Source organism: Ancylobacter sp. G4_0304, assembly GCF_047501495.1.
GTDB lineage: Bacteria > Pseudomonadota > Alphaproteobacteria > Rhizobiales > Xanthobacteraceae > Ancylobacter.
Genome location: NZ_JAZDRM010000033.1, coordinates 33,220 through 52,358, shown reverse-complemented (window position 1 = coordinate 52,358; position 19,139 = coordinate 33,220). Strand labels below are relative to the sequence as shown.

The following is a 19,139-nucleotide window of genomic DNA, read 5'->3' as shown; positions in this document are numbered from 1 at the left end:
CGCCCGCCCTTTTGCGCGACACGGAAAGCCATTATCGCGGCTGAATTGTCGCAAAACTCCCGCTTCTATGTAATTTTTACACATCGTCTCGACAGACTTATATCGTTCATTTTCAATATGTTATATGCAAGACGCGCCTGATTCCGATGCCATTGACAGCCCGAATGAGCTGTGCGAGCTATGTACATCTTCCACAATAAGGCCGATCGGTGCCTTTGGTCGCCGGAATCGAGCTGAATGTGATTCTCTTTTGGATCACTTCAAAAGAACAAGAATCACGACAGATTATGTAGTGACGCCATCATGATAAATCTCGACCATCACTTGCGTATAATGTCGGCGGGGCTTCGGTGATGAGCGATGCAGGTTCGATGTCGCTGCCGCCCGAGACGCGAGGGACGGTTAGCGAAACCGTCGCCGAGGCCGCCCCGATCCAGGGCGCCGTCCGCCCGGCGGCTCCGAGTGTTCCGCGCCGATTCCGCAACTATCTGGCGCTCGACGATTTCGAGCAGGCCGCGCGGCGCATGCTGCCGCGCATGATCTATGGCTATGTGTCCGGCGCGGTCGAAACCGGCTCGGGCCTGCGGCAGGCGCGGCAGGCCTATGCCGAGCTCGCGCTGGTGCCGCGCACCCTCATGGATGTCGCCGGCCGCCAGCAGGGCCGCGAGCTGTTCGGCAAGACCTATGCGAGCCCGTTCGGCATCGCGCCCCTCGGCGGCGCCGCGATGGTCGCCTATCGCGCCGACACCGAACTGGCCGCGGCCGCCCGCACGGCGCAGGTGCCGATGATTCTCAGCGCCTCCTCGCTCATCAAGCTGGAGGACGTGTATCGCGAGAACCCAGATGCGTGGTTCCAGGCCTATCTCGCGGGCCATCAGCCGCGCATCGACGCGATGATCGACCGCGTGGCCGCAGCCGGCTTCGGCACGCTGGTGGTCACCGCCGACACGCCGGTTCCCGGCAATCGCGAGAACAACACGCGGAGCGGCTTCAGCATGCCGCTAAAGATCACGCCCAAGGTCGCGCTCGACAGCGTGCTGCATCCGCGCTGGCTGCTCGGCACCGTAGGCCGCACCTTCCTGCGCCACGGCGTTCCCCATTTCGAGAACATGGACGCCGCGCAGGGCCCGCCCATGTTCTCGCGCGATTTCGTGCGCAACATGAACAGCCGCGACCAGCTCGCCTGGCGCCATGTCGAAGCCATCCGCAAGCGCTGGAAGGGCAAGCTGGTGGTGAAGGGCCTGCTCGCCGCCACCGACGTGGCGATGGCCCGCGAGCTTGGTGCCGACGGCGTGATCGTCTCCAATCACGGCGGCCGGCAGCTCGACTACGCCCTCGCCCCGATCGAGGCCCTGCGCGACGTGCGTGCGGAGGCAAAGGGCATGACCGTGATGGTCGATGGCGGCATCCGCCGCGGCACCGATGTGCTCAAGGCCCTCGCGCTCGGCGCCGACTTCGTCTTCCTCGGCCGCCCCTTCCTCTATGCAGCCGCGCTCGGCGGCGCGGACGGCGTGCGGCATGCAATCCGGCTGCTCTCCGAGGAAATTCATCGCGACATGGCCCTGATGGGGCTGCGGACGCTGGCCGAGATCACGCCGGACATGGTGCGCCCGACGCACCCGCGCCGCTGAGCCTCGTCCGGCCGCAATGGGAGGAACATCGATGAGTACCCAGACCAACACCGTTTCCATCATGAGCGCGCTGGCCGTCGAGGTGGCGTTCAAGCGTTGGATCGTGCCGCACTTCCAAGAGGAAACCGGCATCCGTGCCGACATCCTCTGGGACCCGACCACCGTCCTGATGCGCCGCGTCGAAAGCGGCGAGCGCGCCGACATCATCCTCGCCATCGACCATGCGATGGACCAGCTGGTGCAGGACGACATCATCCACCGGGACACCCGGATTCCGGTGGCCCGCGCCATGGTCGGCCTCGCCGTGCGCAAGGGCGCGCCGCGCCCGGATATCTCGACGGTCGAGGCGCTGAAGGCCACGCTGCTGGCCGCGCCGTCGGTCGCCTATTCGCTGGGCGGCGCCAGCGGCATCTATTTCCAGCGCCTGATCGCCGAACTCGGCATCGCCGAGGAGGTGAAGGCGCGCGGCGTCACCATTCCCGCCGGCTTCACCGCCGGCAAGATCGTTACCGGCGAGGCGGCATACGCCGTCCAGCAGATCAGCGAGCTGATGTCGGTCGACGGGGTGGATATCGTCGGCCCCTTCCCCGACGAGGTTCAGACCTTCACCGACTTCTCCGCCGCCATCTTCACCGACGCCCGCAACCCGGAAGCCGCGCAGGCATTCCTGGACCTGCTGGGATCGGACGCCGCCGTCGCCGCCTATGAGAAGGGCGGCCTCTCCTCGCTCGTGCGCGCGCCTTCGGCCGCCTGATCCACATCCCAGGAGGTTTTCATGGCCGCCAGCCCCCGCATCGTCCTGCTTCACGCCACCCCGGTGGCGATGGAGCCGATCCGCAACGCCTTCGCCCGGCGCTGGCCCACCGCCGAGACGGTGAACCTGCTCGACGACAGCCTGTCGGTCGACCGCGCCCGCGATCCCGAACTGACGGACGAGATGATCGAGCGCTTCATCGCCTTCGGTCGCTACGCCCATCGCAGTGGCGCGGACGGCATCCTCATCACCTGCTCCGCCTTCGGCCCCGCCATCGACCGGCTGATCGACGAACTGCCGATCCCGGTGCTGAAGCCCAATGAAGCGATGTTCCGCGCCGCCATCGCGCAGGGCCGCCGGATCGGCATGCTCGCCACCTTCGCCCCGGCGGTGGTGACCATGCGCGAGGAGTTCGACGAATTCGTGCGGCAGGCGGCGAGCGACGCTTCGCTCACCACCATCGTCGTCGACCGGGCGATCGATCTGCTGCGCCAAGGCGACGCGGCGACGCATAACGAGCTGGTCGCGGCCCGCGCGCCGGAGCTGAAGACCTCCGATGCCATCATGCTTGCGCATTTCTCCACCTCGCGGGCGGCCGAAGCCGTGCGGGCGGTGGTTGATGTGCCGGTGCTGACCGCTCCCGACGCCGCCGTCGAGCTAATGCAGCAACTCGTGGCGGCGTGAACGCCGTCACGCGGCCCCTCCCCGCCTGTCGCGCCGCGCCGGCGTCCGGGCGCCCACTCGCAGCGGAAGGGCAGCACCCGATGACGACAGCAGACAGCCCGAAGCCGCCCGGTGGCCTTCCACCGGGCGGCTTTCTTTCAGTCCTCGGCCGTGAGCCGCGAGGGATGGCGCATGAAGTCGAAATCGCAGCCTTCATCCGCCTGCAGCACGCTGGTCTGGTAGAGCCGGGCATAGCCGCGCTCCGCCGCGACCGGCGCCGGCTGCGCATCCAGCTTCTTCCGCCGACGCTCCAGCTCCGCCTCCTCCACCAGCAGCTCGATGCGCCGCCCCGCCGTGTCGAGCCGGATCATGTCGCCGGTCTCCACCAGCGCCAGCGGCCCGCCCACCGCCGCCTCCGGCGTCACATGCAGCACGATGGTGCCGAAGGCCGTGCCGCTCATCCGCGCGTCGGAAATGCGCACCATGTCCTTGACGCCCTGCCTCGCCAGCTTCTTCGGGATCGGAAGATAGCCGGCTTCGGGCATGCCCGGCGCGCCCTTGGGGCCGGCATTCTGCAGCACCAGCACATCCTCGGCCGCGACATCGAGGTCGGGATCGTCGATGCGGGCGATCATGTCCGGCACCGAGCTGAACACCACCGCGCGGCCGGTATGGGTCAGCAGTCCGGGCGAGGCGGCGGCCTGCTTGATGATGGCCCCGCCCGGCGCCAGATTGCCGGTGAGCACCGCCATCGAACCTTCCGCCTTGATCGGCGCGCTGCGCGGGCGGATCACGTCCTGCCCCGGCACGTCCTCGGCTGCGGCGGCTACCTCGCGCAGCGTGGCACCGGTGACGGTCGGCGCGTCGAGGTCGATAAGGTCGCCAAGCTCCTTCAGCAGCTTCGGCACGCCGCCGGCATGGTGGAAATGCTCCATGTAATGAGCGCCGGACGGCTTGAGGTCGACCAGCACCGGCACGCGGCGGCCGATCTCGTCGAGTTCGGCAAGGTCGAAGGCGTGCGGCGTGCGGTTGGCGATGGCCGCGAGGTGGATGACGCCATTGGTGGAACCGCCAATCGCCTGCATCACCACCGCGGCATTGCGCAGGGAGCGCGGCGTCAGCAGTTCGCTCGGCCGCGGCCCGCCCTCCACCGCCATCCGCGCCGCCACCCGCCCGCTGGCTTCGGCGATGCGGATACGCTCGGCATGGGGCGCGGGAACGGTGGCGCTCATCGGCAGCGAGAGGCCGAGCGTCTCGGTGATGCACGCCATGGTGCTCGCCGTGCCCATCACCATGCAGGTGCCCACCGAGGGCGCAAGCCGACCGTTCACCACCTCGATCTCCTCGGCATCGATCGTGTCTGCCCGGTGCGCGGCCCAGAGCCGCCGGCAGTCGGTGCAGGCGCCGAGCACCTCGCCCTTGTGATGGCCGACCACCATCGGCCCGACCGGCACCACCACGGTCGGCAGGTCGACGCTCGCCGCCGCCATGATCTGCGCCGGCAGCGTCTTGTCGCAGCCGCCGATCACCACCACCGCGTCCATCGGCTGGGCGCGGATCATCTCCTCGGTGTCCATCGCCATCAGGTTGCGCAGGAACATCGAGGTGGGGTGGGCGAAGCTTTCATGGATCGAGATGGTCGGGAACACCATCGGCATCGCCCCGCTCAGCATAACGCCGCGCTTCACCGCCTCGATGAGCTGGGGCGCGTTGCCGTGGCAGGGGTTGTAGTCGCTATAGGTGTTGGTGATGCCGACGATCGGGCGGCTCAGCGCGTCGTCGGAATAGCCCATGGCCTTGATGAAGGCCTTGCGCAGGAACAGCGAGAACCCGTCGTCGCCATAGCTGGTGAGACCCTTGCTCAGACCCTTGGCCATCCCGGCCTCCCTTTGACACGCGCCCCTCATGAGGACGACGCAGGTTGGTCAGCGCTCGCCGGATTGTCAATAATCCTGTCGGTAATATCCGGCATATGGCAATTTATCGCCGATATTATTGACAATCCTGTCGATCACCGCACTATGCCGCCGAGGAATTCTCCGTCCCGGAACCTGTCATGCGCACCAGAAACGCGCCCCCTGCCGAGTTGCACGCGCCGATGGACGTGCTGCGCCAGCTTGAGGATGACGTCATCTTCGGCCGGCTCGCGCCCGGCGCGCGTCTGGTCGAGGACGCGATGATGGAGCGCTACGCCACCAGCCGGCACTATGTCCGCCGCGCGCTGGCCGCGCTGGAGCGCGACGGGCTGGTGCGCCACGTTCCGAATGTCGGCGCCACCGTCTGTTCCTTCACGGCCGAGGAAGTGCGCCAGATCTACGAGGCGCGCGAGATGATCACGCGGCAGATCGTGCTGATGATCCCGCTCCCCGCTCCGGAGTCGCTGATCGCCCGTCTTGAGGCCATCCAGGACGAGTATCGCCGCGAGGCGGACGCGCCGAACCTGCGGCGGCTGCATGAGCTCAACGACGCCTTCCACCTCGCCATGCTGGAAGGCTGCGGCAATCCCTATCTGGTCCGCACCGCCAAGGAGTATATGCGCCTCACCTTGCCGATCCGCGCCGGCAATCTCGCCGATGGCGAGGGCCTGCAACGCTCGTTGCGCGAGCACGATCACATGATCGCGCTGCTCCGGGGCAGCGATGCCTGGGCGCTGGCGCAGCTGAATGTCGCGCACATGCAGGCCAGCAAGACCGCCTATCTCGCCCGCCTCGCGCAGATGGCCGCGCGAGCCGCTACCCAAGACCGCACAGGAACCCGCTCATGACACTCGATCCCAGCGCCGCTGGCGTTTTTCCGATCGCCCCCACCCCGTTTCACGAGGACGGCCGCATCGACGAGGCGTCGATCGATCGCCTGATCGAGCGCTATCTCGCCGCCGGCTCCAACGGCGTCACCGTGCTCGGCATATTGGGCGAGGCGCCCAAGCTCGACGCCGCCGAATCGCTCGCCATCACCGCGCGCTTCATCGACGGTTTCGGCGCGCTTCCCGTCATCGTCGGCGTCTCCGCGCCGGGCTTTGCCGCCATGCGCTCCCTCGCCCATGCGGTGATGGAGCGCGGCGCGGCGGGCGTGATGATCGCGCCCCCTCCCTCGCTGCGCACCGACGAACAGATCACCGGCTATTTCCGGCAGGCGGTGCAGGCCATCGGCACGGACATTCCCTTCGTGCTGCAGGATTATCCGCTCACCCTCACCGTGCAGATGACGCCGAAGGTGATCCGGCAGATCGTCACCGAGAATCCGTCCTGCGTCATGCTCAAGCATGAGGATTGGCCGGGTCTGGAGAAGATCACCGCCCTGCGCGGCTTCCAGAAGGAAGGCTCGATGCGGGAGATTTCCATCCTCACCGGCAATGGCGGCCTGTTCCTCGATTTCGAGATGGAGCGCGGCGCGGACGGCGCCATGACCGGCTACGCCTTCCCGGAAATGCTGTCTGCTGTGGTGCGGTTGCAGAAGGAAGGCCGGCGCGACGAGGCGCACGACCTGTTCGACGCCCATCTGCCGCTGCTGCGCTACGAGCAGCAGCAGGGCGTCGGCCTTTCGGTGCGCAAATACGTGCTGATGCGCCGCGGCATTCTCAGCTGCGACGCCCAGCGCCAGCCCGGCTCGACGCTGACCGCCAAGGCCCGCGCCGAGGTCGATTATCTGCTGGAGCGGCTGGAACGGCGCGACGGCAAGCTCGCCTCCTGGCTCGCCGCCTCCTGAGCCAACCCGCCGCCCGACCAGCGAAAGACGCACCATGATCAAGGGTTTCAGCGGCCATATCGGCTATCTCTTCAACGAAATGCCGCTGGAGAGCCGATTTAAGGCAGCCCGCGCGGCCGGCTTCGATGCCGTGGAGCATCCCGCGCTCTACGGGCTGCCGGCCGCCCGCGTGCGCCAGCTCCTCGACGCATGCGGGCTGCCGATCGTGCAGTCGAGCTTTCCCGCCGGCGAAATCTCGCGCGGCGAGAAGGGATTTGCCGCCCTGCCCGATCAGATCGAGCGCTTCCGCGCCAGCCTCGCGCCCAGCCTCGACTTCGCGGAAGTCGTCGGCATCCCGGCCCTGCACTGCATGGCGGGGGTGCGCCCGGCCGACGCCGATCCCGCGCGCATGTGGGACACCTACATCGCCAATATGCGCCTTGCCGCCGAGGCAACCGCCGAACGCGGCCTGCTGCTCCTGATCGAGCCGATCAGCAGCGGCAGCATCGCCGATTACTTCATCGAGGACCCGCGCGACGCCGTGCGCGCCATAGCCGAGATCGGCGCGCCCAATGTGCGCCTGCTCTACGACGTGTTCCACGCCACCATGATCGGCTCGGACCCGTTCGCCTTCATCGCCGATCATGTGGAGCTTATCTACCACATCCACATCGCCGACCATCCCGGCCGCCACGAGCCCGGCACCGGCACCATCGATTTCGCGCGCCTCTACCGCACGCTCGATGAGGCCGGCTATGACGGCCTCATCGGCTGCGAATACACCCCGCGCGCCGGGACGCTGGAGGGGCTGAGCTGGCTCGCCAAGGCCCGCGCCGAGGCCCGCGTCGCCTGAGTCCCCTCACCCGGCCTGCCGGCGCGCCCGCGCGTAGCGGTTCTCCGGCACGGGAATGCCGAGACTGTCGCGCAGCGTCGTGCCCTCGTACTCGTCGCGGAACAGGCCGCGACGGCGCAGCTCCGGCACCACCAGCTCGGTGAAGTCCTCCAGCGCCGAGGGCAGCGTCGGGCACATCACGATAAAGCCGTCAGCGGCGCGGGTCTCGAACCACTCTTCCATGAAATCGGCGACCTGAGCCGGCGTGCCGGTGATACCGTTGCCGGTGTGCTTCTCGCTGAACAGGCGGATGAGTTCGCCCACCGTGTGGCCCTTCATCACGAAGTCGGTCAGTTCGTCGAACAGCGCCTTGGAGCCCTTGGCCGCCGCCGGCAGCCGGTCCTTGGGGAACGGCGCGTCGAGCGGCACGCCGGTGAGGTCGGCTTCGAGGAATTCCGCCAGCATCAGCCGGCCGACATCCGGGTGCAGCTTGTCGGCGAGGAAGCGCACCTTCTCGCGCGCCTCGTCCTCGGTGCGCCCGACATTGATGACGACGCCCGGCATCACCTTCAACTCATCCGGCGCGCGGCCAAACTTGGCCATGCGGTCCTTCAGCGTGGCGTAGAACGCCTGGCTGCGCTGGAGGTTGGAGGCGAGCGAGAACACCACCTCCGCCGTCTCGGCCGCCAGCTCGATACCGGCTTCAGAGCCGCCAGCCTGCGCGATCACCGGCCTTCCCTGCGGCGTCGAGGCGATGTTGAGCGGGCCGCGCACCTGGAAGTGCTTGCCCTTGTGGTTCAGCGTGTGGAGCTTGTCCTTGTCGTAATAGACCCCGCTCTCGCGATCGAGCGTGAGCGCGTCGTGCTCATAGCTGTCCCACAGCCCGAACACGACATCGACGAACTCCTTGCCACGCTCATAGCGCAGCGCGTGCGGGTCCAGCCCCTCGCGGTTGAAGTTGTAGCCGGTCTCGTCATGATCGGAGGTCACGACATTCCAGCACGCGCGCCCACCGCTGAGATGGTCGATGGACGCGAAGATGCGCGCGAGGTTGAACGGCTCGTAATAGGAGGTCGAGGCGGTCGCCACGAGGCCGAGGCGCGAGGTAGTGACCGCCAGCGCCGCCAGCAGCGTCAGCGGCTCGGGACGGTTCATCTTGGTCGGCGAGCGCGAGAGGCCCTCGGGATCGCCGATCGCGGCGGCCGGAGAATCGGCGAGGAACATGAAGTCGAACTTCGCCGCTTCCGAGATCTGCGCGACCTTAAGCAGATGGGAAAAATCATTGGCGCCGTTCACGTCAGACGCCGGGTGCAGCCAGCCGGCGGGGTTGTAGCCGAAGGTATAGACGAAGGTTCCCAGCTTCAGCTTGTCCGACCGGCGCATCACATCTCTCCAAAGGCGATGCGCCGATCTTGATTTGTATAGACCTTAAAGTCGAGCGGTCGCGGCAACCGGCCACAGCTCGATGACGAAGAACCTGCCCTCGCCACCCGGCACCAGCGTCGCCGGGCCGTCGAGAAGCACGGCATCGTCCGGCCCGAGTTCCACCGCCGCGCCCGCGGCCTCCGAGACCACCAGCCCCGCCATGCGCGACAGGACCAGCGTCACGCCGCCCGCGGGCGCGCCCACTACCGCGCGCGACTCATGCCGCGTCACCCGATGCGCGAACACGCCGCGCCGGGTCATCACGTTGAGGTCGCGGATCGGTCCATCCATCAGGCTGGCCGCGGTCGGCACGTCGGCGGGAAACGCTGCCGGCGCGCTGGCCGCCTTCAGTTCCAGCGAGGCGCGGCCGGCAATGTCGAGCCGCATCCCCGCCCCGCTCAGGATCGCCAGCGTGCGGTCAATGCCGGGAAACGACGAGAATGGCCCGTCGCCCGCCACGTCCGCCATGCTGACGCGCCAGTCGAAGGCCTCCAGCCCCGCCCCTTCCGGCGCGACGGCGATCTCGGTCGTCGAGCCGCCACCGTTCTTCCAGGGCATCAAGCGATGGCCACTCGCGCGCAGGACCCGCATCACCCGAGAATGCCCGGCAGGTTGAGCTGGTGCTCCTTCGCGCAGTCAATGGCGATCTGATAGCCGGCATCGGCGTGGCGCATCACGCCGGTCGCCGGGTCGTTCCACAGCACGCGGGCGAGGCGCGCATCGGCATCCGCCGAGCCGTCGCAGCAGATCACCATGCCGGAATGCTGCGAGAAGCCCATGCCGACGCCGCCGCCATGGTGCAGCGACACCCAGGTCGCGCCGGAGGCGGTGTTGAGCAGCGCGTTGAGCAGCGGCCAGTCGGACACCGCGTCCGAGCCGTCCTGCATCGCCTCGGTCTCGCGATTGGGCGAGGCCACCGAGCCGGAATCCAGATGATCGCGGCCGATCACGATCGGCGCCTTGAGTTCGCCGTTGCGCACCATCTCGTTGAAGGCGAGGCCGAGCCGGTGGCGGTCGCCCAGGCCCACCCAGCAGATGCGCGCCGGCAGGCCCTGGAAGTGGATGCGCTCGCGCGCCATGTCCAGCCAGTTGTGCAGGTGCGCATTGTCGGGGAGCAGTTCCTTCACCTTGGCGTCGGTCTTGTAGATGTCCTCCGGGTCACCCGAGAGCGCGGCCCAGCGGAACGGACCGATGCCCCGACAGAACAGCGGGCGGATATAGGCCGGCACGAAGCCGGGGAAGTCGAAGGCGTTGGACACCCCCTCTTCCAGCGCCATCTGGCGGATATTGTTGCCGTAGTCGACCGTCGGAATGCCGGCGTGGAAGAAGTCCAGCATCGCCTTCACATGTACCGCCATCGAGGCCTTCGCCGCCTTGGTGACGCCCTTGGGGTCGGAGAGCTTGCGGTCTTCCCATTCGGCGAGCGTCCAGCCGATCGGCAGATAGCCGTTAACCGGGTCGTGGGCGGAGGTCTGGTCGGTCACCGCGTCGGGCTTCACGCCACGCTTGACCAGCTCGGGCAGCACCTCGGCGGCATTGCCGAGCAGGGCGACCGAGAGCGCCTTGCCCGCGCGCGTCGCCTCATCGATCAGCTCCAGCGCATGGTCGAGGTCGCGCGCCTGCACGTCGACATAGCCGGTGCGCAGCCGGAACTCGATCGAGGACGGCCGGCATTCGATGGCAAGGCACGAGGCCCCCGCCATGGTCGCCGCCAGCGGCTGCGCCCCGCCCATGCCGCCGAGCCCGGCGGTGAGGATCCACTTGCCCTTGAGCGAGCCGCCGAAATGCTGGCGTCCCATCTCGACGAAGGTCTCGTAAGTGCCCTGAACGATACCCTGCGAGCCGATATAGATCCACGAGCCGGCGGTCATCTGGCCGTACATGGCCAGCCCCTTCTTATCCAGCTCGTTGAAATGGTCCCAGGTCGCCCAATGCGGCACGAGGTTCGAGTTGGCGATCAGCACGCGCGGGGCGTCCTTGTGGGTGCGGAACACGCCCACCGGCTTGCCGGACTGCACCAGCAGGGTCTGGTCTTCCTCCAACTCGCGCAGGCTCGCGACGATGCGGTCGAAGCTCTCCCAGTCGCGCGCCGCCCGGCCGATGCCGCCATAGACCACGAGTTCGCCCGGCTTCTCGGCGACATCGGGGTCGAGATTGTTCATCAGCATGCGCAGCGGGGCCTCGGTCAGCCAGCTTTTCGCGGAGAGCGTGGTGCCGTGGGCGGCGCGGATGGTGCGGGAATTGTCGATACGGGTCATCGGGCGGTTCCTCAGCGTGCCGTGCGTGCGAAGGCGATGCACGCCTCAAGAATGCGGGTGAGCGCCGCGCGGGCGGGCGCGGCATAAGCGGGATCGAACGGCGTCGGCCAATTGCCCGCGTCGACCGGCCCGAGCGGCTCGTTCATGTAGACGCGGCAGGCCAGCTCCATCTGCACGGCATGCACGCCGCGCGCGGGCGCGCCGTAATGGCGGGTGATGTAGCCGCCCTTGAAGCGGGCATTGCTGACGTGCTCGAAGCCAGAGGACGCGCAGATCGCCTCGATCTCGGCCTGAAGCTGCGGCGCGCAGCTCGCCCCGGAATTGGTGCCGATATTGAGATGCGGCAGCGCGCCCTCGAACAGGCGCGGGATCACCGAGCGGATCGAGTGGCAGTCATAGAGCACCATCGTGCCATGCTCGGCCCGCACCCGCTCGATCTCGGCGGAAAGCGCGGCATGGTAGGGCTCGAAATACGCCGTCTTGCGCGCCGCCACATCCGGGCCCTTCCCTTCGACATAAAGCGGCTCGCCGTCGAAGGTGGTGGTCGGGCACAATTCGGTGGTCGCCTGCCCGGGATAGAGCGAGACGCCGGACGGGTCGCGGTTCACGTCGATGGCCGTCCGTGAAATGCCGGTGCGCACAGTGCTGGTACCGAGCTCCTGCGCGAAGTCGTACAGCGTCTCGATCCACCAGTCGCAATCCTTGCGCGCCAGCCATGGCGAGACCAGATCGGCCGCGATGTCGTCCGGGATGTCGGTGCCGGTATGCGGCAGCGACAGCACGAGCGGGGCGGTACCACGATGGACGGAGATGAAGGACGGGTTCGTCATGCCGCGACCCTCACTCCCCGGAAATCGTCGGCAGCAGCGCGCCGCCCAGTGCCGCCACCGCGCCGGAGCGCACCAGCGCGTTCGCCGCTTCCATGTCGGGCGCGAAATGCCGGTCCTCGTCGAGATGCGGCACCTGCGCCCGCAGCAGCGTCCGCAGCTTCTCCAGCACCGCGCTTGATGCCAGCGGCGCGTGGAAATCGCAGCCCTGCGCGCTGGCCAGCAATTCGATGCCGATCACGCACACCGCGTTCTCCACCATCGCGGCCAGCCGGCGCGCCCCATGGGCGGCCATGGAAACGTGATCCTCCTGATTGGCCGAGGTCGGGATCGAATCCACGCTCGCGGGATAGGCGCGCTGCTTGTTCTCCGACACCAGCGCCGCCGCCGTCACCTGCGGGATCATGAAGCCCGAATTCAGCCCCGGCTTCGGGGTGAGGAAGGCCGGCATGCCCGAGAGCGCCGGATCGACCAGCATGGCGATGCGCCGCTCGCTGAGCGAGCCGATCTCGCAGACCGCCAACGCGATCATGTCGGCGGCGAAGGCCACCGGCTCGGCGTGGAAATTGCCCCCGGAGAGCGCCTCACCCTCCTCCGGGAAGATCAGCGGATTGTCCGAGACGCCGTTCGCCTCGGTCTCCAGCGTGGTCGCCGCCTGCCGCAGCACATCGAGCGCCGCGCCCATCACCTGCGGCTGGCAGCGCAGGCAATAGGGGTCCTGCACCCGCTCGTCGCCGGTCAGATGCGACGCTCGGATCGCCGAGCCCGCCATCAGCGCCCGCAGCGCGTCGGCGGTCTCGATCTGGCCGCGATGCTTGCGGAGCTGGTGAATGCGCGGGTCGAACGGCGCATCCGAACCGCGCGCGGCATCAGTCGAGAGCGCGCCGGTCATCAGCGCAGATTTGAACAGGTTCTCGGCCTCGAACAGCCCGGCCAGCGCGTTGGCGGTGGAGAACTGCGTGCCGTTGAGCAGCGCCAGCCCTTCCTTGGGGCCAAGCGTCAGCGGCGCCAGCCCGGCGTCGCTCAACGCGACGGCGGCCGGCACGCGCGCGCCGCCGACGAAAATCTCCCCGACGCCGATCATGGTCGCGGTCATGTGCGCGAGCGGGGCAAGGTCGCCCGAGGCGCCCACCGAGCCCTGACACGGCACCACGGGCGTCAGCCCCTTGGTGAGAAACGCCTCCAGCAGCGCGATGGTGGCTGGCGCCACGCCCGACGCCCCCTGCGCGAGGCTGGCGAGCTTCAGCGCCATCATCAGCCGCGCCACCGGCACCGGCATCGGCTCGCCGACGCCGGCGGCATGGGAGAGCACGATGTTGCGCTGGAGCGTGGCGAGGTCCTCGGAGGGAATGCGGACGCTGGCGAGCTTCCCGAAGCCGGTATTGATGCCATAGACCGGCGCGCCCTTGGCAAGGATCGCCTGCACCGCCTCATGGGCGCGGGCGATGGCCGGCGCGGCCTCCGGCGCAACCGTCGCGGGGGCGCCGCGATAGATCGCACGCCACTGGCCGAGCGACACCGCGCCCGGCTTCAGGATGATCTCGTTCATTTACCCCTCCAGACGCGATCATGCAGCGGGTTGAAACCCATGCGGTAGACCAGCTCCGCCGGCCGCTCGATGTTCCAGATCGCCAGGTCGCAGCTCTTGCCGGCCTCCAGCGTCCCGATTTCATTCAGCCGCCCCAGCGCCCGCGCCGCCTCGCGCGTGACCCCGGCGAGGCACTCGTCCACGGTCATGCGGAACAGCGTCGCGGCCATGTTCATGGTCAGTAGCAGCGAGGTGAGCGGCGAGGTGCCGGGATTATTGTCGGTCGCCAGCGCCATGTGCGTGCCCTGCGCGCGGAACAGATCCACCGGCGGCAGCTTGGTCTCGCGGATGAAATAGAACGCGCCCGGCAGCAGCACCGCCACCGTGCCGGCGGCCGCCATCGCGGCGGCGCCTTCCTCGTCGGTATATTCCAGATGATCGGCCGAGAGCGCGCCGAACTCGGCGGCGAGCTTGGCGCCGTGCAAATTGGAGAGCTGGTCGGCATGAAGCTTCACCGGCAGTCCGAGTTCCTCGGCCCGCGCGAACACCCGCTCGATATGCTCGGGGAGGAAGGCGATGCCCTCGCAGAATCCGTCCACGGCATCGGCCAGCCCCTCGCGGGCGACCGCCGGCAGCATCTCGTCGCAGATCGCGGTGATGAAGGCGTCCTTGTCGCCCTTCGCCTCGGGCGGCAGCGCGTGGGCGCCGAGAAAGGTGGTGGTCACCGAGACCGGGCGCCGCACGCCCAGCGCCCGCGCCGCGCGCAGGCTTTTCAGCTCGCTTTCCAGCGACAGGCCATAACCGGACTTCACCTCGACCGTGGTCACCCCTTCCGCGATCAGCGCATCGAGCCGGTGCAGCGCGCTCGCGACCAGTTCGTCCTCGCTGGCGGCGCGGGTCGCGGTCATGGTGGAGACGATGCCCCCGCCCGCCCGCGCGATCTCCTCATAGGAGGCCCCGGCGAGCCGCAGCTCGAATTCATGGGCGCGGTCGCCGCCATGGATCAGATGGGTGTGGCAGTCGATCAGGCCGGGGGTGATCCAGCGACCCTCGACATCGATCGTCTCGTCGGCCTCGAAGGAAGGCGCCTCGCCCGCCGGGCCGGCATAGACGACGCGTCCGTCCAGAGCGGCGACTACGCCATGCTCGACAAGCCCCAGCCCCGGACGCGAAGGTGCCAGCGTCGCCAGCCTCGCCCCTCGCCATAGCCGATCGCAGCGCATCGCATTCCTCCCGGCAGCGGCAAAGGCGATTGGCAGGCGCCGCTGATATGTATATACATAATCGCACGACGCGCCCCTTGTCCAGCCTGAACGAAAGGCCCTTGCGATGACCCGGCTCTGGTTCGACTCCGCCCTTCTTCCCTCCGGCTGGGCGCGCAACGTTCTGGTGAGCGTGGAGCATGGCCGCATCGCCGCGATTGCCGCCGATGCGCCGGCCGAAAGCGCCGATGAGCGCCACGCCCTCGCCCTGCCCGGCCTGCCCAATCTTCACAGCCACGCCTTCCAGCGCGCCATGGCCGGCCTTGCCGAAAAACGCGGCCCGACCGGCGACAGCTTCTGGACATGGCGCGAGGTGATGTACCGCGTGGTCGACCGCATGGACCCCGACCATGTCGCCGCCATCGCCGCGCAGGTCTATGTCGAGATGCTGGAAGCCGGCTTCACCCGCGTCGGCGAATTCCACTACCTGCACCACGACCGCGACGGGGGCGCCTATGCCGACATTGGCGAGCTGGCGCACCGCATCGCGCAGGCCGCGGACGAGACCGGGATCGGCCTGACCCTGCTACCGGTATTCTACGCCCATGGCGGCTTTGGCGCGCAGGACACCACACATGGACAGCGCCGCTTCATCAATGATCTCAACAGCTTCTCACGACTGATTGAATCAAGTCGTAAAGCACTTGAATCACTTTCTGATGCGGTTCTCGGCCTCGCGCCGCACAGCCTGCGCGCCGCGACCGCCGAAGAAATCGCTGCCCTCGTCCCGCTCACTGACGGCCCGATCCACATCCACGTCGCCGAGCAGGTGAAGGAGGTCGAGGACTGCCTCGCCTGGTGCGGCCGCCGTCCGGTCGAGCGGCTCTACGACACCGCGCCGGTGGACGAGCGCTGGTGCCTGATCCACGCCACCCACATGACGCCGGAGGAAACGAAGCTCATGGCGTCGAGCGGCGCGGTCGCCGGGCTGTGCCCGATCACCGAGGCCAATCTCGGCGACGGCATCTTCCCGGCTCCGGATTTCGTCGCAGCCGGAGGGCGTTACGGCGTCGGCTCGGATTCCAACGTGCTGATCGACGCCGCCGAGGAGCTGCGCACGCTGGAATATTCCCAGCGCCTCTCGCTACGCGCCCGCAACGTACTCGCCATGACCGAGGGCCGCTCCACCGGCCGCGCCTTGTTCGAGGCCGCGCTCGACGGCGGCGGGCAGGCGCTCGGCCGCCCGGCCCGGCTCGCGGTCGGCGCCAGCGCGGATATCGTCACGCTCGACATGACCGCGCCCGCGCTGGAAGGTCGCAATGAAGACGCTGCGCTCGACGGCTGGATTTTCGCCAGCGCCCGGCGTCCGGTCGATTGCGTGTGGCGCCATGGCGAGAAGCTGGTCACCGGCGGCCGGCATCGCTCGCGCGATGCGGTTCGCGAGCGGTTTCGCCAGACGCTTCAGGCGATTGCCCCGTGAGGCTCGATCCAACATAGTGGGGCATCCTCACTTAACCGGATCGATCCATGCCTCCGCAGTTCCTGATGATTCCCGGCGCGCCGCAGCCGGTGGCCCCGTTCAGCCACGCCGTGGAAGCCGATGGCTGGGTGTTCGTCACCGGACAGATGCCGACCTGGCCGGACGACGATTCCCGCCCGCTGCCCGAAGGCGTGGAGGCCCAGACCCGGCGCGTGATGGACAACCTCATTCTGGTGCTGGAAGGCATCGGGCTTGACCTGTCGCATGTCGTGCAGGCGCGCATCTACCTCACCGAATTCAAGCGCGACTACCCGGCGATGAACGCGGCCTATGCCGCCTATTTCCCGCCGGACCGCCGCCCGGCCCGCACCTGCATCGGCGTCACCGGCCTCGCCCGCGATGCGTTGGTGGAGGTCGATTTCGTCGCTAAGCGCCCGTGAGCACTTAGCCGGCGAACTTGAATCGAAACATGAGACAGGAATTAAAGGCATCTCACTGATATTTCAGGAGATTCCCCAACCTCATCCAATCCTGTTGAATCGGTTTCTCAACCGAGTTCAGCGCCCGATTTCGGCCAGACGGCCCCGCACACCCTGCGCGATGCGGACCGCGTAGGGGGTGACGTCAGGCACGCCCATCAGTTCGCCGAAGGTGCCGCGCGCGAGCGGGCCGGCGACGAAGATATCCGGGTTCGCCGCGCCATCCGCACCGATCACCCGCCCCTGAAAATCCACCTCGATCCCGAGCTCGATCGGGTCGGGCCCGGCTAGCCCGTGGCGCTCCAGCGCGGCGAGCACGGGATTGTCGGCAAAGACCCGGCCATGCGCGGGACCGGTGGCGAGCACCACGGCGTCAAAGCTCTCGGTGGCGAGCGCGCCGCGCTTGCTTAAAGTCACAGTGATGCTCTCACCCTCCCCGCGTGCGACATGGCGCAGCGAGGCCCGCCTTATGGCGAGGCTCCCCTCGGCGAGGCGGCGGTCGATCACGGCCTCCACCTGCGGGGCAATGCGGAAGCGGTGCACATCCCAGAACGGGCGCAGATGGCGCACCAGCCGGCGACGTTCCGCCATCGGCAGCGCGCTCCAGATAGCGGTGCCCTGCGCCTTGAGCTGGTCGAACACGAAATGCCAGCTCCGCCCCTCGGCCGCGGCACTGCGCAGCGTGGCCCGCACCCGGCGCACCAGTTCGCGCAAAGTGCGGGCGGGCTCGGCGGCGAAGTCGCCATAGGGCTCATATGCCTCGCCCGTGGCATGACCACGCGAGCGCAGCCCGCGCCGCGACACCGCGACCAGCCGGCCGCGATGGCCCCTGCCCTCCAGCGAGGCGACGATATCGGCCATGGTCAGCCCGGTGCCCACGATCAGCACCCGGTCGTCTGGCCGCAGCGCATCGAGCGCGCCCGCTGCCCATGGATCGGTAACGAAGCGTGGATGGCTGCTGAGCGCCCGCGCCATGCCGGGCGGCGCGCTCGGCAGGGTGTGGCACACCGCCAGCACCACGAGGCTCGCCTGCAGCACCCGCCCGTCGGAACACCGCACCCGATAGCCGCCGGGAGCGGTGACCACCTCCTCCGCGCGGGCGCGGATATGGACGACGCGCGGCCCAAGCGCCGCGATCTGGGCGTTCACATAGGCGCCGAATTCGGCACGGGAGGGATAGTGGCTGCCATCGGCGAGCCGCGCGGCGGCATCGCCTCGCGGACGGCCATTGGCGCGCAGCCAGTCCTCAAAATGCTCGCCGCGCTCGGGATCGAGCGACATGCGCACCGAGGGCACGTTGATGCGGTGGCTGGGGTCGGCCGCGCTGTAGGCGAGCCCGCGCCCGAGTTCGTCGCGTGGCTCCACGATCGGGATTGTCGCGGGCGCGCCGCCCATCCGGGCGAGGTGCCAGGCGACGGCGGCGCCCGAATAGCCGCCGCCGATGATCACCACCGGATAGTGCGGCGCGGCCATGGCGATACCGCTCCGCTCAGACCACCTTCACGTCGAGCGTGCCGACGCCATCGACGCCGCCTTCCATCAGGTCGCCGCGCACGATGGCGCCGACGCCCGCCGGCGTGCCGGACATGATGATGTCGCCGGCCTTGAGCTCGAAAAGGCCGGACAGATACGAGATCATCTCCGGCACCTTCCAGATCATCTGGTTGAGGTCGCCGACCTGGCGCGGCTTGCCGTTGACGTTCAGCCACACCTTGCCGTGGGTCGGGTGGCCGATACGGCTCGCCGGCACCAGCGCGGAGCACGGGGCGGACGCCTCGAACGCCTTGCCGACTTCCCACGGCCGGCCGAGCTTCTTGGCCTCGCCCTGCAGGTCGCGCCGGGTCATGTCGAGACCCACGCCATAGCCCCAGACGTGATCGAGCGCGTTCTCGGCCGGGATGTTCACCCCGCCCTTGCCGATCGCGACCAGCATCTCGATCTCGAAATGCACATCGCTGGATTTGTCGGGATAGGGAAAGGTGCCGTCCGCGATCACATTATCCGGGTTCTTCTGGAAGAAGAACGGCGGCTCCTTGTTGGGGTCATGCCCCATCTCGATGGCGTGCTCGGCATAGTTGCGACCGACGCAATAGATGCGATGGATCGGGAAAAGCTGCTGCGAGCGGTCGATGGGCAGGGTGGGAATGCCGGGAGCCTCGATGACATAGGCGGGGGTGGTCATGCTCACCGGGAAGCTCCTCGTGACAGGCGGCGCAGGAATGGGGAGTGCGCGGCGGGGCTTGCCCTCCGCACGGCGTCACACCATCGCGTCCGGCCAGCTTTGTCAATCAAACGCGGGCCCGCTTGAGGCCGCTCAAGGCGTGCGGCATGGTCAGCGTGTCACATCGTCATGCGACGCTCACGCAACGCCCCGTC

The 19,139-nt window shown here is 68.1% G+C and carries 17 protein-coding genes; 8 read left to right on the top strand and 9 right to left on the bottom strand.

The window, feature by feature from the left end; translation table 11 throughout:
* Nucleotides 1-353 precede the first annotated feature (353 nt).
* The 3 genes from VRZ77_RS17355 to VRZ77_RS17345 are packed head-to-tail and all read left to right on the top strand — an operon-like array spanning nucleotide 354 to nucleotide 3,069.
* Nucleotides 354-1,631: an alpha-hydroxy acid oxidase gene (locus tag VRZ77_RS17355; protein ID WP_414593858.1), complete on the top strand. Its 1,278-nt coding sequence runs from the start codon at nucleotides 354-356 to the stop codon at nucleotides 1,629-1,631.
* 31 nt (nucleotides 1,632-1,662) lie between these two features.
* Nucleotides 1,663-2,385, top strand: a complete 723-nt coding sequence (locus tag VRZ77_RS17350) for a molybdate ABC transporter substrate-binding protein (RefSeq protein WP_414593857.1) — start codon at nucleotides 1,663-1,665, stop codon at nucleotides 2,383-2,385.
* 21 nt (nucleotides 2,386-2,406) lie between these two features.
* Nucleotides 2,407-3,069, top strand: a complete 663-nt coding sequence (locus tag VRZ77_RS17345; RefSeq protein WP_414593856.1) for an aspartate/glutamate racemase family protein — start codon at nucleotides 2,407-2,409, stop codon at nucleotides 3,067-3,069.
* Between the two features lie 137 nt (nucleotides 3,070-3,206).
* Here the strand turns inward: VRZ77_RS17345 and VRZ77_RS17340 are convergent, their stop codons facing one another.
* Complete coding sequence (locus tag VRZ77_RS17340) at nucleotides 3,207-4,925, bottom strand: IlvD/Edd family dehydratase (RefSeq protein WP_414593855.1); 1,719 nt, start codon at nucleotides 4,923-4,925, stop codon at nucleotides 3,207-3,209.
* 179 nt (nucleotides 4,926-5,104) lie between these two features.
* On the opposite strand from VRZ77_RS17340, the gene VRZ77_RS17335 reads away from it, so the two are divergent.
* Genes VRZ77_RS17335 through VRZ77_RS17325 form a run of 3 tightly spaced genes read left to right on the top strand, consistent with a single transcriptional unit; the run spans nucleotide 5,105 to nucleotide 7,585 of the window.
* A complete protein-coding gene (locus VRZ77_RS17335; protein WP_414593854.1) occupies nucleotides 5,105-5,812 on the top strand; it encodes a GntR family transcriptional regulator in 708 nt (235 codons plus the stop codon).
* Nucleotides 5,809-6,753, top strand: a complete 945-nt coding sequence (locus VRZ77_RS17330) for a dihydrodipicolinate synthase family protein (protein ID WP_414593853.1) — start codon at nucleotides 5,809-5,811, stop codon at nucleotides 6,751-6,753. Before VRZ77_RS17335 ends, VRZ77_RS17330 begins: the two co-directional genes overlap by 4 nt.
* Nucleotides 6,754-6,787: 34 nt before the next feature.
* Entirely contained in the window at nucleotides 6,788-7,585 is a 798-nt protein-coding gene (locus tag VRZ77_RS17325) for a hydroxypyruvate isomerase family protein (protein WP_414593852.1), read from the top strand.
* A gap of 6 nt (nucleotides 7,586-7,591) precedes the next feature.
* On the opposite strand, the gene VRZ77_RS17320 is transcribed toward VRZ77_RS17325, so the two are convergent.
* The 6 genes from VRZ77_RS17320 to hutI are packed head-to-tail and all read right to left on the bottom strand — an operon-like array spanning nucleotide 7,592 to nucleotide 14,825.
* A complete protein-coding gene (locus VRZ77_RS17320) occupies nucleotides 7,592-8,947 on the bottom strand; it encodes an LLM class flavin-dependent oxidoreductase (RefSeq protein ID WP_414593851.1) in 1,356 nt (451 codons plus the stop codon).
* A 45-nt stretch (nucleotides 8,948-8,992) separates the two neighbouring features.
* On the bottom strand, nucleotides 8,993-9,580 hold the full coding sequence (locus tag VRZ77_RS17315; protein WP_414593850.1) for a HutD family protein: 588 nt from the start codon (nucleotides 9,578-9,580) through the stop codon (nucleotides 8,993-8,995).
* Nucleotides 9,580-11,247 (bottom strand): urocanate hydratase, encoded by a 1,668-nt coding sequence (hutU, locus tag VRZ77_RS17310; protein ID WP_414593849.1) that lies wholly within the window; start codon nucleotides 11,245-11,247, stop codon nucleotides 9,580-9,582. The genes VRZ77_RS17315 and hutU overlap by 1 nt, the downstream gene beginning before the upstream one ends.
* 11 nt (nucleotides 11,248-11,258) lie before the next feature.
* Nucleotides 11,259-12,077: an N-formylglutamate deformylase gene (gene hutG / locus VRZ77_RS17305; RefSeq protein WP_414593848.1), complete on the bottom strand. Its 819-nt coding sequence runs from the start codon at nucleotides 12,075-12,077 to the stop codon at nucleotides 11,259-11,261.
* A gap of 10 nt (nucleotides 12,078-12,087) precedes the next feature.
* The gene (hutH, locus tag VRZ77_RS17300; RefSeq protein ID WP_414593847.1) at nucleotides 12,088-13,623 is read right to left on the bottom strand and encodes a histidine ammonia-lyase; all 1,536 of its coding nucleotides are present in this window, start codon (nucleotides 13,621-13,623) and stop codon (nucleotides 12,088-12,090) included.
* Nucleotides 13,620-14,825, bottom strand: a complete 1,206-nt coding sequence (hutI, locus tag VRZ77_RS17295; RefSeq protein WP_414593846.1) for an imidazolonepropionase — start codon at nucleotides 14,823-14,825, stop codon at nucleotides 13,620-13,622. Before hutI ends, hutH begins: the two co-directional genes overlap by 4 nt.
* Before the next feature lie 106 nt (nucleotides 14,826-14,931).
* Here hutI and VRZ77_RS17290 point away from each other — a divergent pair, with 106 nt between their 5' ends.
* The gene (locus VRZ77_RS17290; RefSeq protein ID WP_414593845.1) at nucleotides 14,932-16,284 is read left to right on the top strand and encodes a formimidoylglutamate deiminase; all 1,353 of its coding nucleotides are present in this window, start codon (nucleotides 14,932-14,934) and stop codon (nucleotides 16,282-16,284) included.
* Between the two features lie 47 nt (nucleotides 16,285-16,331).
* Nucleotides 16,332-16,724, top strand: coding sequence for a RidA family protein (locus tag VRZ77_RS17285; RefSeq protein WP_414593844.1), 393 nt, complete (start codon nucleotides 16,332-16,334; stop codon nucleotides 16,722-16,724).
* A gap of 117 nt (nucleotides 16,725-16,841) precedes the next feature.
* Here the strand turns inward: VRZ77_RS17285 and VRZ77_RS17280 are convergent, their stop codons facing one another.
* Both VRZ77_RS17280 and VRZ77_RS17275 read right to left on the bottom strand, forming a co-directional pair.
* Complete coding sequence (locus VRZ77_RS17280) at nucleotides 16,842-18,236, bottom strand: FAD/NAD(P)-binding protein (RefSeq protein WP_414593843.1); 1,395 nt, start codon at nucleotides 18,234-18,236, stop codon at nucleotides 16,842-16,844.
* A gap of 16 nt (nucleotides 18,237-18,252) precedes the next feature.
* Nucleotides 18,253-18,945, bottom strand: a complete 693-nt coding sequence (locus tag VRZ77_RS17275; RefSeq protein WP_414593863.1) for a fumarylacetoacetate hydrolase family protein — start codon at nucleotides 18,943-18,945, stop codon at nucleotides 18,253-18,255.
* Nucleotides 18,946-19,139 lie beyond the last annotated feature (194 nt).

Bases quoted from the DNA above. Each gene is read 5' to 3' on its own strand.
- VRZ77_RS17275 (WP_414593863.1), bottom strand. From the start codon at position 18,945: ATGACCACCCCCGCCTATGTCATCGAGGCTCCCGGCATTCCCACCCTG.
- VRZ77_RS17320 (WP_414593851.1), bottom strand. From the start codon at position 8,947: ATGCGCCGGTCGGACAAGCTGAAGCTGGGAACCTTCGTCTATACCTTC.
- hutI (WP_414593846.1), bottom strand. From the start codon at position 14,825: ATGCGCTGCGATCGGCTATGGCGAGGGGCGAGGCTGGCGACGCTGGCA.
- VRZ77_RS17315 (WP_414593850.1), bottom strand. From the start codon at position 9,580: ATGCGGGTCCTGCGCGCGAGTGGCCATCGCTTGATGCCCTGGAAGAAC.
- VRZ77_RS17285 (WP_414593844.1), top strand. From the start codon at position 16,332: ATGCCTCCGCAGTTCCTGATGATTCCCGGCGCGCCGCAGCCGGTGGCC.
- VRZ77_RS17330 (WP_414593853.1), top strand. From the start codon at position 5,809: ATGACACTCGATCCCAGCGCCGCTGGCGTTTTTCCGATCGCCCCCACC.
- hutH (WP_414593847.1), bottom strand. From the start codon at position 13,623: ATGAACGAGATCATCCTGAAGCCGGGCGCGGTGTCGCTCGGCCAGTGG.
- VRZ77_RS17340 (WP_414593855.1), bottom strand. From the start codon at position 4,925: ATGGCCAAGGGTCTGAGCAAGGGTCTCACCAGCTATGGCGACGACGGG.
- hutU (WP_414593849.1), bottom strand. From the start codon at position 11,247: ATGACCCGTATCGACAATTCCCGCACCATCCGCGCCGCCCACGGCACC.
- VRZ77_RS17290 (WP_414593845.1), top strand. From the start codon at position 14,932: ATGACCCGGCTCTGGTTCGACTCCGCCCTTCTTCCCTCCGGCTGGGCG.
- hutG (WP_414593848.1), bottom strand. From the start codon at position 12,077: ATGACGAACCCGTCCTTCATCTCCGTCCATCGTGGTACCGCCCCGCTC.
- VRZ77_RS17325 (WP_414593852.1), top strand. From the start codon at position 6,788: ATGATCAAGGGTTTCAGCGGCCATATCGGCTATCTCTTCAACGAAATG.
- VRZ77_RS17350 (WP_414593857.1), top strand. From the start codon at position 1,663: ATGAGTACCCAGACCAACACCGTTTCCATCATGAGCGCGCTGGCCGTC.
- VRZ77_RS17355 (WP_414593858.1), top strand. From the start codon at position 354: ATGAGCGATGCAGGTTCGATGTCGCTGCCGCCCGAGACGCGAGGGACG.
- VRZ77_RS17335 (WP_414593854.1), top strand. From the start codon at position 5,105: ATGCGCACCAGAAACGCGCCCCCTGCCGAGTTGCACGCGCCGATGGAC.
- VRZ77_RS17345 (WP_414593856.1), top strand. From the start codon at position 2,407: ATGGCCGCCAGCCCCCGCATCGTCCTGCTTCACGCCACCCCGGTGGCG.
- VRZ77_RS17280 (WP_414593843.1), bottom strand. From the start codon at position 18,236: ATGGCCGCGCCGCACTATCCGGTGGTGATCATCGGCGGCGGCTATTCG.